Raw genomic sequence first — 15,636 nt, 5'->3', positions numbered from 1 at the left:
GTACTTTTTGATTAAAATTTATTGGTCTGAAACCAAAAAAATAAAAAAAAGTGTACCTTTGCAAAAAATTGTCGATTTTGAAATCAAATTATATTGATTTTATAGTAAAAGACAAGTAGTTACCTTATTTATGAAAAAAATAGTTGAATACCGCAAACTGCTAAATGTAGACAAAACTGCAGAGCTAAAAGATTTGAAAACAATTTATCGCAATGCGATGAAAGAATCACATCCTGATAAATTTTCAGGTGACGAGGATGGATTGAAAGCTGCAGAAGAAAATAGTAAAAAAATTATTGAAGCCTACCACTTTTTGGTGAGCATCAATCCTGAGACTATAAAAGCAAATTTACCAGAATATACTGAAACAATCTCTACATCAACAATTACAGATTACAAATTTGTTGAAGGACGATTAATAATTAATTTTTCTAACGGCAGCGTTTACGAATATATTAGTGTTCCTAAAGCAACGTATGTAAAAATGGTCAATGCTGATTCTCCTGGCAGATTTGCAAAAAGACACATTTTGAATTCATTTACTTGGAGAAAAACGATCAATCAAGATTAATTTTCTACAGATAGAATACATAAGCATCCTAATCAAGGATGCTTTTTTTGTTTAAAATAATTTGATAATTAAATTAAAAAATCATTTAAGCAATTCAGATAATAAATTATGTTGCGTAATAAACTTGATTATACTAAATTAGCATCTCAAAATTATACAAACTTACCTTACATATTATGATAGACTTTTGCAAGATATACAAGTCGCAATATAAAAAAGCAAAAGAAATACTTGATGTATTAAAAGAGCAAAGAAATCAAATTGATTTTAAATTACAATCAAATTCATCTTGCGCAATTCTTCATAAAGAACTAAGGGATATAAACTTAGATATTAGAATTACAGAAAATGAAATAGAACATGCTGAATCCGTCATAATTAGACACAACCAAAGCAGCGTAATTTAACTGTAAATAATTTCTTAGCATTACAACGCTTTACATCCTTAAGCTGCAACTTTACTTTTTACAAGAAACAAACAATTCCGCTACCAAACATAATAAGTTTCGATATTTTTGAAATTAAAATCCTATTTCGAATACGATTCAAAAATCCTTTTTCCGAATCTTGTTTGGTGTAATCTATAAATCTCTTGACTTTTTAAATAGTATTCAATTTAGCTATCAGCCAAAGACTATAATAATAAGGGTGGATTATTTCATAATTAACTCAAAACAATACATAATTATTACTAAATTATAACAAAAATTTAGGTTCTAAAATTATTTGTATTTTATATTTTTTAAATACTTTTGCACACTTAACTCAATTAACTAATTAATAATGAAAAAAATAATTTTATTACTTTCGGCTGCTGTTGTTTTAATTTCTTGTAACAAAGTTGGCAAAGATGAATACCTTATTTCAGGAACTGCAACAGGAATTGACAATGGTAAAACGATTATCTTAGAAACACAAGATGCAACAGGAATGATGTTACCAAAAGATACTGTAAAAGTTGAAAATGGTAAGTTTGTAATGAAAGGAACTATTACAGAGCCTGCTTTTTATACGATTCAATTAGAAGGAGCACAGGCTAAAATACCTTTCATATTAGAAAATGGCGAAGTTACTATCGCTATTAACAAAGACAGTATTCAAAAATCTAAAGTTTCTGGTACGTATAATAATGATGAGTACGTATCTTTCAATGAAGAAATCACTAAAGTTCAAAAGAAACTAATGGATTTCCAAACTAAGAATATGGAAGCCATGAATGCTGCACAACAATCTAAAGATACTGTTGTGATTAATAATTTGATGCAAGAATTCTCTAAAATTCAAGAAGAAGTCGGTGTTGCTTCAAAAGCAAAATATGTTGCTTATGCTGAATCACACCCGAAATCGTTTATTACTGCTTTGATCATTCAAGGTATGTTAAACGATCCAACTGCTGACATTGCAAAATCTGAGAAACTTTACAACGGTTTAGATGAATCATTGAAAAAAACTAAGCCAGGTATAGCAATTAAAACTAAACTTGCTGAAATGAAAGCTCCTTCTGCTGTAGGCGCTGCTCCAGCTCCTGCTGGAGAAGCTAAATGAAGAGCAGATTTTTCAGGTCCTAATCCTCAAGGGAAAACTATTTCTCTAAAAGAAAGTTTAGGTAAAGTAACAATAGTTGATTTTTGGGCCTCGTGGTGTGGACCATGCCGTCAAGAAAACCCGAATGTTGTTGCTCTTTACAAAGAGTTACACGGAAAAGGTCTTAACATTATTGGAGTATCTTTAGACAAAGATGCTAAAGCCTGGAAAGATGCTATTGCAAAGGATAAATTGACTTGGAATCATGTTTCAAATTTAAAATTTTGGGATGAGCCAATTGCAGCACAGTATAAAGTAGAATCTATTCCGGCAACTTTTATTCTTGATGCTTCAGGAAATGTAGTCGCAAAAGATTTAAGAGGTGAAGCGCTTAGAGCTAAAATTTTAGAACTTTTGGCAAAATAAAGACGTACTTCGATACAAAATAAAAAAATCTCCCTAGTGGAGATTTTTTTATTTTATTCAATACCAAGGCATTAAAAATAATAGTAAAATTAAGTGCAAATTTAGTTTGGAAACATCAAAACAGTTTTTATATTTGCACCCGGTTAGCACAACAAGCAATGCTTGTTAAGTCTTGGGGAGATACTCAAGCGGCCAACGAGGGCAGACTGTAAATCTGCTGTGCAAACTTCGCAGGTTCGAATCCTGCTCTCCCCACTAAAACTCTTCAAGAAATTGAAGAGTTTTTTTATTCACACTAATTGATACTTTCATCATTTTATATTTAGCTTATTCAAAAAAAAATCCATCTCATTTTATCTGAGATGGATTTTTTTTTAAATACAATTTTTAGCTTCTTTACTCTAAGATAAAACTTACTGTAACATTAGCTGTAATATTGATTTCTCCTACCGCAAGAGTTTCTCTTGGTTCACTGGCATCACTTCTTTCCATTGTTTTCATCGCTGCATACATTGGCTGTGGATAATACGTTTGTGAATTGTCAGATATGGTCATCGCACGACCCACTTTTTGTCCCAATACTGACACATAATCTTCTGCTTTTAATTTTGCCTCTTTCATCGCTAATTTTCTAGCCTCCGATTGATATTGTGCTAATTTCGAAGATTGGAACGTAACGGCATCAATTCTATTAATTCCTTCATTCACCAAGCCTTCCATCAATTCATCATATTTTGATAAATCTCTTAATAAAATTTCAATGGTTTGAGTAGCGTTGTAGCTGTGCTTCTTTTTTTCGTAATCGTATTGCGGATTCAATGAAACACGTTGCGTTTTATAATCTGCCGGTGCCAAGTTCATTTTTTTAATAAACTTTAAAACAGCATCAATCTTTTCATCATTTTGTTTTTTTACATCTTTAGCATTGTTCCCTTTTGTCTCAACAGTTACTGCTATAGTAGCTTGATCCGGAACAACCTTTACTTTACCTTCTCCGTTTACATTTATTTGAGGAATTTGCTTCACTTCTTGTCCATAAGACATGGAAACAAATAGAATAGACAGAATCAATAGTGCTTTTTTCATTTTTATATAAATTAATTGTTTGTACTAATTCCTTTTCAAAAGTTGTGCCATTAAAGTTTTCCCATTTTTTCCATCACGAAAAGAATGACTATTGGAATAGCCAATAATATGACCATCAAAGTATGATCTACTAATAAAGTAGGTTCCTTTAGCAAAGTAATCAAATAACCTCCTACAGCGCCCCCAAAATGCGCCGTATGACCAATATTATCATTCTTAGCTTTCATTCCGTAAATGGAATACAGCAAATAAAGGATTCCAAAAATGTAAGCAGGCATTGGAATAATAAAAAAGATTCCCAACATCATATCAGGTTGCAGCAATATTGCCGAATATAAAACTCCCGTTACAGCTCCAGAAGCACCTACTGCCCGATAGCCGTAGTCATTTTTATGAAAAACCATCGTCAACAAACTTCCAAAAATCAAACTTCCAAAATAAACCAGTAAAAACGAAAAATCACCTAAATAACTAATAACGACCGGAGCAAAAAACCAAAGTGTCAACATATTAAAAATCAAATGGGTCATGTCAGCATGCAGAAAACCTGACGATAACATTCTGATTTGTTCTCCTGAACGAATACTTCCAATATGGAATTCGTATTTTCTAAAAAAAGAAAGGTCATTAAAACCTTTGTAACTAATTAAAACATTTACTACAATTATTGCAATTAAAACGGTATTCATAAAGTATATTTATTGTGAATTGTAAAGATAGTCATTCTCAAATACGGAAGCAGTAAGCTGTCAAAATTTATATCAGTCTACATTTTTGACTTATATTTGCATAAAAAATTCTGCATGCAATTCCTTATTTTTATTATTGCTTACCCCTTTCTTTGGATTGTTTCTATACTGCCATTCCGTATTTTTTATGGATTGTCAGATGGAGTTTATTTTTTAGTTTACCATATTATTGGATATCGAAAAAAAATAGTTCGCGCAAATCTAGCTCTTGCTTTGCCGCATCTTAAAGATGAAGAACGTCTTATTATCGAAAAAAAATCATACCATCATTTATGCGATATGTTTATGGAAATGATAAAAACCATGACTATTTCATCGGAAGAAATGAACAAAAGATTCACAATCACAAATCTGGAAGTCATCAAAGAATATGAAGAAAAAGGAAAAAGCATTATGCTTATCGCCTCCCACTATGCAAGTTGGGAATGGCTGATTACACTGAACCAAAAAATATCTTTCCGAGGAGTAGCAGTTTATAAAAAATTAGCTAATAAATATTTTGATAAACTCGTAAGGGATATTCGATCTAAATACAACACGGAATTAGTACCAACTAGTAAAACAATTCCTTTAATTTCCGATAATCAAAAAAATGGTATTCATTGTGTGTATGGCCTCGCCAGTGATCAATCCCCAAAAGCAGATCGAATATTTCATTGGGAAAGCTTTATGGGCGTTGAAGTTCCTGTGCATACCGGACCTGAAATGTTAGCCAAAAAATACGATATGACCGTAGTTTTTGCAAAAGTCAAAAAGGTAAAAAGAGGATATTATGAACTTACTATAATCCCAATTAGTGACAATCCTAACTCGATTCCTAATTTTGGAATTACGAGTGCCTATATAAAAGAAGTTGAAAAACAAATCCGGGAAGCACCTGAATATTATTTCTGGACTCACAAAAGATGGAAACATAGAAGATAGTATTCAATCGCAGTTTTCAGTTAAAAAAAATCACTAATTCAAAAACATAAGCTTTTGAATTAGTGATTTTTTTTATTTTTAAAAGTTCAATTCTATTATAATGAGAACCAGTTTTTTACCAATTCATCTTCTAGAGGTTGAGCGTTCTTATTCACGAACTCATTTGTAGCCGAATTATAATTATAATCCAAAGCCCAAGTTTTATGGTTTTCCGCCAATGTTTTTATTCCGTTACAAACAAATTCAATTTCAGCATTTGTAGTTGTTGGATGAATAGACATCCTGATCCAACCTGGTTTTCTGATTAAATCTCCAAGTGTAATTTCGTCAATCAATTTATGAGAAGTTTCCTGATCTACATGTAATAAAAAGTGTCCGTAGGTTCCGGCGCAACTACAACCGCCACGAGTTTGAATTCCGAATTTATCATTCAGCAATTTTACACCCAAGTTAAAATGTAAGTCTTCCACAAAAAAAGAAATCACTCCTAACCTATTCTGATGCTGTCCTGCAAGAATTTTTATATTGGAAATATTTCCTAATTCAGAGAAAATATAATCCACTATTTCGTGCTCTCTTTTTAAGATATTTTCAATTCCCATTTGCTCTTTCAACTGAACAGCCAATGCAGTTTTTATGACCTGAAGAAAACCCGGAGTACCACCATCTTCCCTATCTTCAATATTATCGATGTATTTATGTTCTCCCCAAGGATTCGTCCAACTTACTGTTCCTCCACCAGGATTATCAGGAACTAAATTTTGGTATAATTTTTTATTAAAGACCAAAACTCCGCAAGTTCCGGGTCCGCCCAGGAATTTATGAGGCGAAAAGAAAATGGCATCCAAATAACTTTCAGCATCTTCAGGATGCATATCGATTTTCACGTAAGGTCCTGAACAAGCAAAATCCACGAAACAAAGTCCGTTATGTTGATGCATTATTTTTGCCACTTTATGATACGGCGTTCTGATTCCCGTTACATTTGAACACGAGGTAATAGAAGCTATTTTAAAAGGTCGTTCTTTATATTTTTCTAATAAAATTTCCAGATTTTCTATGCTGAACAATCCATCTTCCGTTGAAGGAATAACTTCAACATCAGCAATTGTTTCCAACCATGACGTTTGATTGGAATGATGTTCCATGTGAGAAATAAAAACAATTGGTTTCTTTTCGGCTGGAATAGTGATGAAATTTTTTAAATTTTCAGGTACTTTTAAACCCAAGATTCGTTGGAATTTATTGACAACACCTGTCATTCCGGTTCCATCAGTAATCAAAACATCATCAGTACTGGCATTGACATGATGTTTAATAATGTGACGCGCCTGATGATACGCTTTAGTCATTGCAGTTCCTGAAACAGTGGTTTCTGTGTGCGTATTGGCCACAAAAGGACCAAATTGATTCATTAATTTTTCTTCAATAGGACGATACAAACGACCACTCGCCGTCCAATCCGTATAAATAATTTGTTTTCGTCCGTAAGGAGATTCAAACCCTTGATCTATTCCGATTATGTTATCGCGAAACTGTTGAAAGTATTGCTCTAATTGTGTTGGCGCTTCTTTGGTAATCATTGTATGTCTAATTTGAGTTCAAAGATATTGATTTTTACTAAATAGTCATTTTCAATTTTTGTTAATACTGATATCAAATAAATCAATAAACATGATTCAAATGTAAAGTAGCCGACAAACAGTAATCTTGATTCTTTTTATATTTGATTTGCGAATTTAAAAAAGGTTTACCATGAAAAGAATTATTTTTATACTGCCTCTACTCTTGCTTTTAATTTCATGTGAAGTTGAAGGCGATTTGACCCGTGATGTTGAGTTAACTTCACCAATCCCTGAAAATACTCCTCCTCTTGCCACCGGTAATTTCATGCCAACCTCAGGAATTAAGGTAACCGGTTCTGCCAAAATTTATTTAAATGGAAATCAAAGCGAAGTTCGATTAGAAGATTTTAGTGTATCAAGCGGGCCCGATCTTAAAGTATACCTTTCAAAAAATGACACCCCTCTAGAATTTGTGAATCTGGGCAATTTAACATCTTCTACTGTGTACTCAATTCCAACCCAAGTCAATGTTTCTGCCTATAAATATGTACTAATTCATTGCCAGCAATACAGTCATCTATTTGCAGTGGCACAATTATCTCAAAATTAAAACCTAATTTATGAAAAAACTACTGCTAATAATCGCTTTCGGAATGTTCTCTAATTCCTATGCACAAGGATGTAGCGATGCTGGAATTTGTTCCATTGGAAACAGTTTCCAAACTACAGACAAAGAATCAAAAAATGGAATTGAAGCAGGAGCTATTTTTGGCACAGGCGAAGCTGATGTTACTTATATCTCACCGTACCTAACTTACACCAGAACTATAAACGAAAGATTATCTTTGAGCTCTAAAATTACATATTCCGTTGCCAGTGGAAGCTTTGGTCAGCGAGGCGCTTTTGGTGATGCTTTTTTGATAGGGAATTACAATTGGAAACCAAAATCGCATACACAATGGAGTTCACTTTTAGGTTTAAAAATCCCTTTTACGAGTTCAAATCTTAAAATAAATGAGTTTTCACTTCCTTTGGATTACCAATCCAGTTTGGGAACATTTGATTTAATTGCAGGATTGAATCTTAACTATAAAAAATGGGATTTTAATACTGCTGTCCAAATTCCCGTTTTCAATAACAACAAGAATTCTTATTTTAGGGAGTTCTCAAATACAGATGATTTTCCTTCCACTAATTTATTCGAAAGAAAATCAGATGCTTTGTTTCGAACCACATATACGTTTCAAACCACTACAAAAAAATTCACTTTTAAACCCAATGTTTTATTTATTTATCACTTAGGAGAAGATAGTTTCGAGAATGCTTTTGGACAAAGAGAAACGATAAAAAACTCTGATGGATTGACCATTAACGGAAATATAATTGGCGCGTACACCATTAATACTAAAAATAGCATCGAATTATCTCTGGCCACACCATTTTTAGTTCGAGAGGTTCGCCCAGATGGACTAACTCGGGGATTCACCGCTGGAATAATTTACAAAGTCTCTTTCTAATAATAGGTTAATTCTCTTTGGAAAAACATAAAAAATGCCCAAGAAATATACTTGGGCATTCTTATTAAAGAACAAATCTATTATAGAATATTAATTTTATTTTCCTCCATTGGCACGAAGATCAGCAATACACTGACTATCGAGTTGGGGAGCTGCACCACTGGAAACCATATTCCCATTTCCTCCTCCTATTTCAGATGACTAATACATTAAACACGTTTTTTCAATATAGTGTTTAGGATGCTCAGCATCTTCATGGTTACTCTGTAAAGCTGCACCTAGATTGGTCAAGCCTAATATATGCCCGAATTCATGAGTGATTACGGTGGTTTCTAATAAACTTCTGTTGGGTTCAAATAGGCTGTCACTTAAAACTTGAAACGTTTGTTCATTAATAACAAAAGAAGTATTTCTATAAGCCGTTCCCAGAATAACAGAGGTATCCGTATCCTTCGAAGATTTTCCATCTGCAAAAAAGGCCCAAACTGCTATTTCATCAGCATTATTGTATTTTGTTCTGTTCGCATCTTCAATACTCACAATCTCCTCATTTGTATAAGGCGAAATTCCTAGGGATCGTATGGCTCTAATTTTGTTGGCGCATTTTTGGTAATCATTGTATGTCTACTTTGAATTAAAAGATATTGATTTTTACCAAATAGTCTTTTTCAAATTTTTGTTAAGACTAATATTTTTAAATAAATATCGTAAACAAGACCCAAATGTAAAGTAGCTAAAAAAGTGTGATTTTGATTCGTTTTATAATTGAAATAACAACTATTGCTTATTTACGCATAAAAGCAGAAATTAGAAAAGATCTTTGATATTTAATTTATAAAGGATCGTATTATATCATAAATATTGCTTTTCTATTTGCTACATGTATACCAAAACTATAGTCTTATGAATCAATAATAAGAAATTCAATCTAGAAGAAAATATATTATAAAACTTGTCTGATAAAACCCATAACGGTATTATCCGGAACGATATGATAATTGTCATACTCGCATCAAAAGTTAAGTCAGTCATTTGTACTATATTTACACTAAAGCAATAATAAATATGTTTAATAAAATTTTAAGCTGCCCCAGATCTGCACAAAGGGATAGAATTATCTTACTGACTTTTTTGAGCCTTTTTATAATTCTTCCAATGAAAGCGCAACAAAAAGACCGCACTTCCTCAACGGATACAATCAAAAACTATTCGGCTTACAAGAGAAAATTGAGCTTTGCTGGCGTACTTCAAACTCGATATGTCTTTTCATTAAATAAGGATTCTGATGTGAATGGAAAGAATTTCGATCCCGATGCAACAAATGGCATTACAAATACTTTTATGCTGAAACGAGCAAGAGTAATGTTAAAAGCTGATATCAACGATCATTTTTCAGCAAACGTTCTAGCCAATTTTGCCGAATTTAATGATAATCCTTCTAACAAGGTACTTGAAAATGCCTATATAAAGTATACCGTTAGCAAATACTTCAGCCTTCAGGCAGGACAATTTCGCCCTTTTTTCGGTATTGAAGATGCTGTTCCTGTAGATATTATACGCACACTTGATTTTTCGAACCAATATTATGCATTTGGGAAAAATGGATGGCAGAGTTTCCAAGTGGGACTTTCTATTTTTGGGAAAATAGTTCCTGACGGGAGCTTACGTTATTACGCGGGAGCTTATAATGGAAATAACAAAAACCAAAAAACAGATGACAATAATTCTAAAAACACCTATTTGAGACTGGAGACTGATTTTAATAAGAGTCTGACTTTAGGAGCCAATGTTTCCAGAGGTAGCTTTGGCGAAAGCGGTATTGGCAACGCATATGGTGCCGACCTAACGGGTAAATTTGATTTTTCAGATAAATGGCAACTTTTAATCATGGCGGAAGGAAAGATAGGAACGAACTTTTTAGCTTACAGTGCAAGCAAAGCCGATGAAAACCAAATAGTAAAACCTGCTCTTGACCAATTCAAAATGCATGGTTTTTATCTGCTGCCCACTTTACGATACAATTGCCAGAACCGACGGCTAAGAGCAATTGAGTTTTCTTCTCGATATGAATATTTTGATGAAAATTACAAATTAGACAGTAATATCAGACAGACAATTATTCCCAATCTATCGCTGATTTTTGCAGATGATTTTTATGCCGCACTTCAAATGGGTGTTTCTTTAGATATTTATAATAAAGATATTCCCTTAACAACAACAAATACACACAGCCTTTCCTACGTACAATTACAGGTAAGATTCTAAAAACAATTATTATGAAAGAAATCAATTTCAAATCAGGTCTAATTACCTGCGTTATAGGACTAGCTATCTGGTTCATTCCAGCTCCAGAAGGCGTCCAGCCAAATGCTTGGCATCTCCTCGCAATCTTTGTGGCCACCATTGTTGGAATCATTTTAAAAGCGGCTTCTATGGGAACCATGGCTATTATTGGAATCACACTGTGCGCAGTCACACAGGTTTTGGCTCCTGGAGATCCTACAAAATCGATCGTTAATGCCTTGAGCGGTTTTGGAAATTCTACCATATGGTTGATTGGTCTTGCGTTTTTTATCGCAAGGGGATTTATAATAACCGGCCTTGGAACCAGAATAGCGTACAACTTTATCAAAATATTTGGCAAAAGCCCGTTGGGACTTGCCTACGGATTGAATACGGCTGACCTTATACTCGCACCAGCCATTCCGAGTAACACAGCCAGAGCTGGAGGTGTCATTTATCCCATCATGAAATCAATTGCCACAAACATGGGATCTTATGCTGAAAAACCAGAAACACATAGGAAAATTGGGGCATTCCTTACTCTTAGCAGCTATAATGCCAACATGATTACTTCTGTGTTATTCTTGACAGCTACCGCGAGCAATCCGATGGCGCAAAAATTTGCTGCCGATTTAGGAGTAGAAATTACTTGGGGAAGCTGGGCACTTGCGGCATCGGTTCCCGGGCTAATCTGTTTCTTGCTGATTCCTCTATTTCTGTACAAATCCTATCCACCTGAATTAAAAGAGACCAAAGAAGCTCCGGCAATAGCGGCAAAACAGCTCAAGGAAATGGGACCGGTTTCTTTAAAAGAATGGTTGATGGTAGCCACTTTCATCATATTATTAGTACTATGGATATTCGGGAACTTATTTGCAATCGATGCAACAACCGCAGCGCTTATTGGACTATGCATTCTGTTGTTGAGCGGCGTATTGACTTGGGAAGATGTCAAATCAGAAAAAGGAGCTTGGGATACCATCGTTTGGTTCTCTTCTCTGGTAATGATGGGATCGTACTTAAATTCGTTAGGTTTGATAGGTTGGTTCGGAAAATTGGTTGGCGATGAACTGTCACAACTTAGCTGGAAAGTAGCTTTTCCTTTGATTATAATCGTGTATTCTTATTGTCATTATATGTTTGCCAGTGCAACGGCACAAGTTGCCGCGATGTATTCTGTGTTTCTAGCAGTGGGTATCGCAGTGGGTATTCCGGGCACAATGCTAGCAATATTTCTGGGAGCCTGTGCTTCGCTAATGGGATCGCTTACCCATTATGGTCATGGACCTGCTCCTATTTTCTTTGGTAGCACCTATGTAGATCTAAAAGACTGGTGGAAACAAGGTTTTTTTATGAGCATTTTATTTCTTCTTGTATGGTTTGTAGCTGGCGGGCTTTGGTGGAAAGCAATTGGGCTTTGGTAAATAATAAAGTCCTTAAAACATAAATTCGAAAATTTATTGATCCTATGAAAAACACGTTAAATAACAAGCTGATCATGGCTTCAACGGGACTTTTCCTATGCTTTTTTCTGGTGATTCACCTGCTTGGTAACTTGCAGTTATTGTTGCCCGAAGATGTTGCAAGAGAACAGTTCAACTGGTATTCGCACATGCTTTCAGGTAATTTATTGATCAAGATAATTTCTTGGATATTATATGCTTCGCTTATTGGTCATGCGGTATATGCTTTAATTATTGCTGTAAAAAATAATACCGCCAACGGAAAAAGCTACCAATATGACAAGAGAAATTTTGCCAGCGCATGGAACAGCAGAAATATGGGAATTCTGGGTACCATCCTACTCTTGTTCCTCATCGTTCATTTCAAGGATTATTGGTACACCTACAAGTTTACTGCATTGCCGGTTGATGCTAATGGTAACAAAGATTTGTACGAGATTGTTGTAAGTTCCTTTTCTCAAGCATGGTATGTTATAATTTATGAAATATCCTTCTTGGCATTAGGCTTTCATCTATTGCATGGTTTTTTTAGTGCATCCCGAACACTAGGGTTGTATCATCCAAAGTATGCAAAAGCAGTGAAAATAATAGGATGGTTTTATTCCATCGCCATTACCGGAGGTTTCATGGCAATACCACTTTATATTTATTTTAAATAATATGAAAAAGATAGATTCGAAAATACCGGAAGGACCGCTTGCTGACAAATGGAATAATTACAAAGCAAAGGCAAAATTGGTAAATCCAGCCAATAGAAACAAGCTCAGCGTTATTGTAGTGGGAACGGGACTCGCCGGATCGTCCTGTGCTGCTTCGCTTGCGGAACAGGGGTACAATATTAAGTCGTTTTGTTTCCAAGATTCTCCAAGACGCGCCCATTCTGTGGCAGCACAAGGTGGCGTTAACGCTTCCAAAAATTACAAAAATGACGGTGACAGCACTTTTAGAATGTTTTATGACACGATAAAAGGAGGCGATTTCCGATCTCGAGAAGCTAATGTTTACCGTCTTGCTGAATGTTCCGCTTCTCTTATTGACCATGCGGTAGCCCAAGGTGTTCCCTTTGCCAGAGAATACGGTGGCTATCTGAACAATAGGTCTTTTGGAGGTGTTCAGGTATCGCGTACTTTTTATGCTCGCGGGCAAACGGGGCAACAACTTTTATTGGGTGCCTACCAATCTCTTTTGCGTCAGGTTAACACAGGAAAAGTAACGATGCACACCCGTCATGAAATGGTGGAATTAGTCGTTATTGATGGAAAAGCAAAGGGAATTATCGCTCGGAATTTAGAGACAGGAACTCTGGAACGCCATGAAGCAGATGCGGTAGTACTGGCTACAGGAGGCTATGGCAAGGTTTATTATCTTTCTACACTAGCTATGGGTTGCAATGGATCAGCTATCTGGCGTGCACACAAAAAAGGCGCTTACATGGCCGGAGTAAGTTGGATTCAGTTCCATCCTACTTGTCTTCCTCAGCACGGTGAAAATCAGTCTAAACTAACCTTGATGTCAGAATCTCTTCGAAATGACGGACGCATCTGGGTATCGAAAAAAGTGGGTGATGACAGATTACCCAATTCCATTCCGGAAGAAGAGCGTGACTATTATCTGGAGCGTCGCTATCCTGCTTTTGGAAATCTTGCACCGAGAGATATTTCTTCGCGTGCAGCAAAAGAACGGATCGATGCCGGCTTTGGCGCAGGCGCAATGAAAAATGCAGTGTATCTCGATTTTTCAAAAGCTATTATTGCTCAAGGCGTTGACAAAATCAAAGCTAAATATAGCAATCTGTTTTCGATGTATGAAAAAATCAACGGAATCGATGCTTACAAAGAACCAATGCTGATTTCTCCGGCAGCACATTTTACTATGGGTGGACTTTGGGTCGATTATGAATTGATGACCACCATTCCCGGACTATTCGCACTTGGAGAAGCTAATTTTTCGGATCATGGCGCAAATAGACTTGGAGCTAATTCCTTGCTACAGGCCTGCGTTGATGGTTACTTTATAGCACCTTACACGATTCCGAACTATCTTTCTGGGGAATTAAAAACAGACAAAATCACAACGGATCACCCCGCTTTTGCGGAAGCAGAAATAGCCGCCCGAAGACAACTGGACCGTTTCTTGAATACTAAAGGGAAATTCTCAGCGGATTATTTTCATAAAAAAACAGGGAAGCTACTTTATGAGAAATGTGGATTGTCAAGAAGTAAAGAAAATCTGGAAGAGGCAATTATTTCTTTAAAATTACTTAAAGAATCGTTCGAAAAAGATCTACTGATAACTGGCGATGACACGCTAAACAGCGAATTAGAAAAAGCCGGTCGCGTAGCGGATTACATCGAATTGGCTGAACTGATGTGTCACGATGCCCTGCAAAGAGAAGAATCCTGCGGAGCGCATTTCCGAGAAGAATACCAGACCACAGAAGGTGAAGCAGTACGGAATGATAGTGATTTCTGTTATGTTTCTGCCTGGGAGTGGAAAGGCGCACAACAGCCTCCTGAACTTTATAAAGAGCCGCTTACGTTTGAATCTGTGGAACTTGCCGTACGAAGCTATAAATAATTTGAACCTAAAAAAGTATATATGAAACTGTTTTTAAAAATATGGCGCCAACTAAATGCTTCCTCAAAAGGAGAAATGGTAAATTATGAGATTGACGGCATATCCGAACAGATGTCTTTCTTAGAAATGCTGGATCTTTTAAATGAATCGCTTATTCAGCTTGGGGAACGAGTTATCGAATTTGACCATGACTGCAGGGAAGGTATTTGCGGGCAATGCGGTATTATGATAAACGGAAGAGCACACGGTCCGCTAAAACATACCACCACCTGCCAGCTGCATATGCGAAGTTTCAAAGATGGTGATACCATTTATATAGAACCTTTTAGGGCAGCTGCATTTCCTATATTGAGAGATCTCAAAATTAACAGAAAATCTTTTGATGCCATCATTACTTCGGGTGGGTACATTAATGCAGGAACGGGACAAGCGCCGGAAGCCAATAGCATTCCCATTACCTATGAACAGAGCGAAGCTGCTTTTGATACTGCCGCATGCATAGGCTGTGGCGCGTGTGTGGCGACTTGTAAAAATTCAAGTGCGGCCTTGTTTACTAGTGCCAAAGTGACACATCTTTCTTTGCTGCCACAAGGACAATTAGAAGCCTCGAAAAGAGTCATTGCGATGGTTCGCCAGATGGATGCGGAAGGTTTTGGAAGTTGCTCGAATACGGAAGCTTGCGAAGTGGAATGCCCGCAGGACATATCGGTGCTATCAATTGCCAAGATGAATTATGAATACAATAAAGCGGTACTCTTAAAAAAATAGTCTGTTCTCTATTAATTTAGCTAATTCGTGTAGTACTTAAAAGCAACAAATTACTTGATAAAAAATGCTAGTTTTTGGTTTAAATAAAAGTAAATAAACGCCTGATTCTAAAATAATAATTTGAATTAAAACTGCTACTTTCACGTTTTATGTTTAATATTAAAAATAGTTAAATCACAAAAA

General features: G+C 35.5%; 14 protein-coding genes, 1 tRNA gene and 1 pseudogene. 12 read left to right on the top strand and 4 right to left on the bottom strand.

Features of this window, described 5'->3' with window-relative positions:
- Positions 1 to 130 precede the first annotated feature (130 nt).
- From DR871_RS07435 to DR871_RS07420, 4 genes and pseudogenes are all read left to right on the top strand, one after another.
- Positions 131 to 571 carry a KTSC domain-containing protein gene (locus tag DR871_RS07435; protein WP_113665865.1) on the top strand — a complete coding sequence of 147 codons (441 nt, stop codon included), beginning with the start codon at positions 131 to 133 and terminating at the stop codon, positions 569 to 571.
- Positions 572 to 1,354: 783 nt separating this feature from the next.
- Positions 1,355 to 2,116 carry a DUF4369 domain-containing protein gene (locus DR871_RS07430; protein ID WP_113665867.1) on the top strand — a complete coding sequence of 254 codons (762 nt, stop codon included), beginning with the start codon at positions 1,355 to 1,357 and terminating at the stop codon, positions 2,114 to 2,116.
- An 18-nt stretch (positions 2,117 to 2,134) separates the two neighbouring features.
- A pseudogene (locus tag DR871_RS07425) lies at positions 2,135 to 2,521 on the top strand (TlpA family protein disulfide reductase); the annotation flags it as partial.
- 174 nt (positions 2,522 to 2,695) lie between these two features.
- Positions 2,696 to 2,776: transfer RNA gene (locus DR871_RS07420), tRNA-Tyr, on the top strand.
- A gap of 141 nt (positions 2,777 to 2,917) precedes the next feature.
- Here the strand turns inward: DR871_RS07420 and DR871_RS07415 are convergent.
- Entirely contained in the window at positions 2,918 to 3,607 is a 690-nt protein-coding gene (locus DR871_RS07415; RefSeq protein ID WP_113665869.1) for an SIMPL domain-containing protein, read from the bottom strand.
- Positions 3,608 to 3,657: 50 nt separating this feature from the next.
- Complete coding sequence (locus DR871_RS07410; RefSeq protein ID WP_113665870.1) at positions 3,658 to 4,296, bottom strand: rhomboid family intramembrane serine protease; 639 nt, start codon at positions 4,294 to 4,296, stop codon at positions 3,658 to 3,660.
- A 114-nt stretch (positions 4,297 to 4,410) separates the two neighbouring features.
- Here DR871_RS07410 and DR871_RS07405 point away from each other — a divergent pair, with 114 nt between their 5' ends.
- On the top strand, positions 4,411 to 5,280 hold the full coding sequence (locus DR871_RS07405; protein ID WP_113665871.1) for a lysophospholipid acyltransferase family protein: 870 nt from the start codon (positions 4,411 to 4,413) through the stop codon (positions 5,278 to 5,280).
- A 95-nt stretch (positions 5,281 to 5,375) separates the two neighbouring features.
- Here DR871_RS07405 and DR871_RS07400 read toward each other — a convergent pair whose 3' ends face one another.
- A complete protein-coding gene (locus DR871_RS07400; protein ID WP_113665872.1) occupies positions 5,376 to 6,863 on the bottom strand; it encodes an aminotransferase class V-fold PLP-dependent enzyme in 1,488 nt (495 codons plus the stop codon).
- A 172-nt stretch (positions 6,864 to 7,035) separates the two neighbouring features.
- Between DR871_RS07400 and DR871_RS07395 the strand changes: the two genes are divergently transcribed.
- Both DR871_RS07395 and DR871_RS07390 read left to right on the top strand, forming a co-directional pair.
- Positions 7,036 to 7,455: a DM13 domain-containing protein gene (locus tag DR871_RS07395; protein WP_113665873.1), complete on the top strand. Its 420-nt coding sequence runs from the start codon at positions 7,036 to 7,038 to the stop codon at positions 7,453 to 7,455.
- Positions 7,456 to 7,465: 10 nt separating this feature from the next.
- Positions 7,466 to 8,362: a hypothetical protein gene (locus DR871_RS07390; protein ID WP_113665874.1), complete on the top strand. Its 897-nt coding sequence runs from the start codon at positions 7,466 to 7,468 to the stop codon at positions 8,360 to 8,362.
- Between the two features lie 201 nt (positions 8,363 to 8,563).
- On the opposite strand, the gene DR871_RS07385 is transcribed toward DR871_RS07390, so the two are convergent.
- Positions 8,564 to 8,902: a hypothetical protein gene (locus DR871_RS07385; protein ID WP_242497084.1), complete on the bottom strand. Its 339-nt coding sequence runs from the start codon at positions 8,900 to 8,902 to the stop codon at positions 8,564 to 8,566.
- A gap of 615 nt (positions 8,903 to 9,517) precedes the next feature.
- Here DR871_RS07385 and DR871_RS07380 point away from each other — a divergent pair.
- Genes DR871_RS07380 through DR871_RS07360 form a run of 5 tightly spaced genes read left to right on the top strand, consistent with a single transcriptional unit; the run spans position 9,518 to position 15,453 of the window.
- Entirely contained in the window at positions 9,518 to 10,627 is a 1,110-nt protein-coding gene (locus DR871_RS07380) for a porin (RefSeq protein ID WP_207209800.1), read from the top strand.
- An 11-nt stretch (positions 10,628 to 10,638) separates the two neighbouring features.
- Positions 10,639 to 12,069 (top strand): anion permease, encoded by a 1,431-nt coding sequence (locus DR871_RS07375; RefSeq protein WP_113665876.1) that lies wholly within the window; start codon positions 10,639 to 10,641, stop codon positions 12,067 to 12,069.
- Between the two features lie 44 nt (positions 12,070 to 12,113).
- Positions 12,114 to 12,767: a succinate dehydrogenase cytochrome b subunit gene (locus DR871_RS07370; RefSeq protein ID WP_113665877.1), complete on the top strand. Its 654-nt coding sequence runs from the start codon at positions 12,114 to 12,116 to the stop codon at positions 12,765 to 12,767.
- Between the two features lies 1 nt (position 12,768).
- Positions 12,769 to 14,685, top strand: a complete 1,917-nt coding sequence (locus DR871_RS07365) for a fumarate reductase/succinate dehydrogenase flavoprotein subunit (protein WP_113665878.1) — start codon at positions 12,769 to 12,771, stop codon at positions 14,683 to 14,685.
- A gap of 21 nt (positions 14,686 to 14,706) precedes the next feature.
- A complete protein-coding gene (locus DR871_RS07360; protein WP_113665879.1) occupies positions 14,707 to 15,453 on the top strand; it encodes a succinate dehydrogenase/fumarate reductase iron-sulfur subunit in 747 nt (248 codons plus the stop codon).
- Positions 15,454 to 15,636 lie beyond the last annotated feature (183 nt).

Source organism: Flavobacterium petrolei (assembly GCF_003314435.2).
GTDB classification, from domain to species: Bacteria; Bacteroidota; Bacteroidia; order Flavobacteriales; family Flavobacteriaceae; genus Flavobacterium; species Flavobacterium petrolei.
The sequence above is the reverse complement of the archived record's forward strand: the minus strand, read 5'-3'. Positions and strand labels throughout refer to the sequence as shown.

Excerpts from the sequence above, each read along its gene's own strand:
- DR871_RS07375 (WP_113665876.1), top strand. The coding sequence starts at position 10,639 with ATGAAAGAAATCAATTTCAAATCAGGTCTAATTACCTGCGTTATAGGA.
- DR871_RS07400 (WP_113665872.1), bottom strand. The coding sequence starts at position 6,863 with ATGATTACCAAAGAAGCGCCAACACAATTAGAGCAATACTTTCAACAG.
- DR871_RS07370 (WP_113665877.1), top strand. The coding sequence starts at position 12,114 with ATGAAAAACACGTTAAATAACAAGCTGATCATGGCTTCAACGGGACTT.
- DR871_RS07435 (WP_113665865.1), top strand. The coding sequence starts at position 131 with ATGAAAAAAATAGTTGAATACCGCAAACTGCTAAATGTAGACAAAACT.
- DR871_RS07390 (WP_113665874.1), top strand. The coding sequence starts at position 7,466 with ATGAAAAAACTACTGCTAATAATCGCTTTCGGAATGTTCTCTAATTCC.
- DR871_RS07405 (WP_113665871.1), top strand. The coding sequence starts at position 4,411 with ATGCAATTCCTTATTTTTATTATTGCTTACCCCTTTCTTTGGATTGTT.
- DR871_RS07380 (WP_207209800.1), top strand. The coding sequence starts at position 9,518 with ATGAAAGCGCAACAAAAAGACCGCACTTCCTCAACGGATACAATCAAA.
- DR871_RS07360 (WP_113665879.1), top strand. The coding sequence starts at position 14,707 with ATGAAACTGTTTTTAAAAATATGGCGCCAACTAAATGCTTCCTCAAAA.
- DR871_RS07410 (WP_113665870.1), bottom strand. The coding sequence starts at position 4,296 with ATGAATACCGTTTTAATTGCAATAATTGTAGTAAATGTTTTAATTAGT.
- DR871_RS07415 (WP_113665869.1), bottom strand. The coding sequence starts at position 3,607 with ATGAAAAAAGCACTATTGATTCTGTCTATTCTATTTGTTTCCATGTCT.
- DR871_RS07395 (WP_113665873.1), top strand. The coding sequence starts at position 7,036 with ATGAAAAGAATTATTTTTATACTGCCTCTACTCTTGCTTTTAATTTCA.
- DR871_RS07430 (WP_113665867.1), top strand. The coding sequence starts at position 1,355 with ATGAAAAAAATAATTTTATTACTTTCGGCTGCTGTTGTTTTAATTTCT.
- DR871_RS07365 (WP_113665878.1), top strand. The coding sequence starts at position 12,769 with ATGAAAAAGATAGATTCGAAAATACCGGAAGGACCGCTTGCTGACAAA.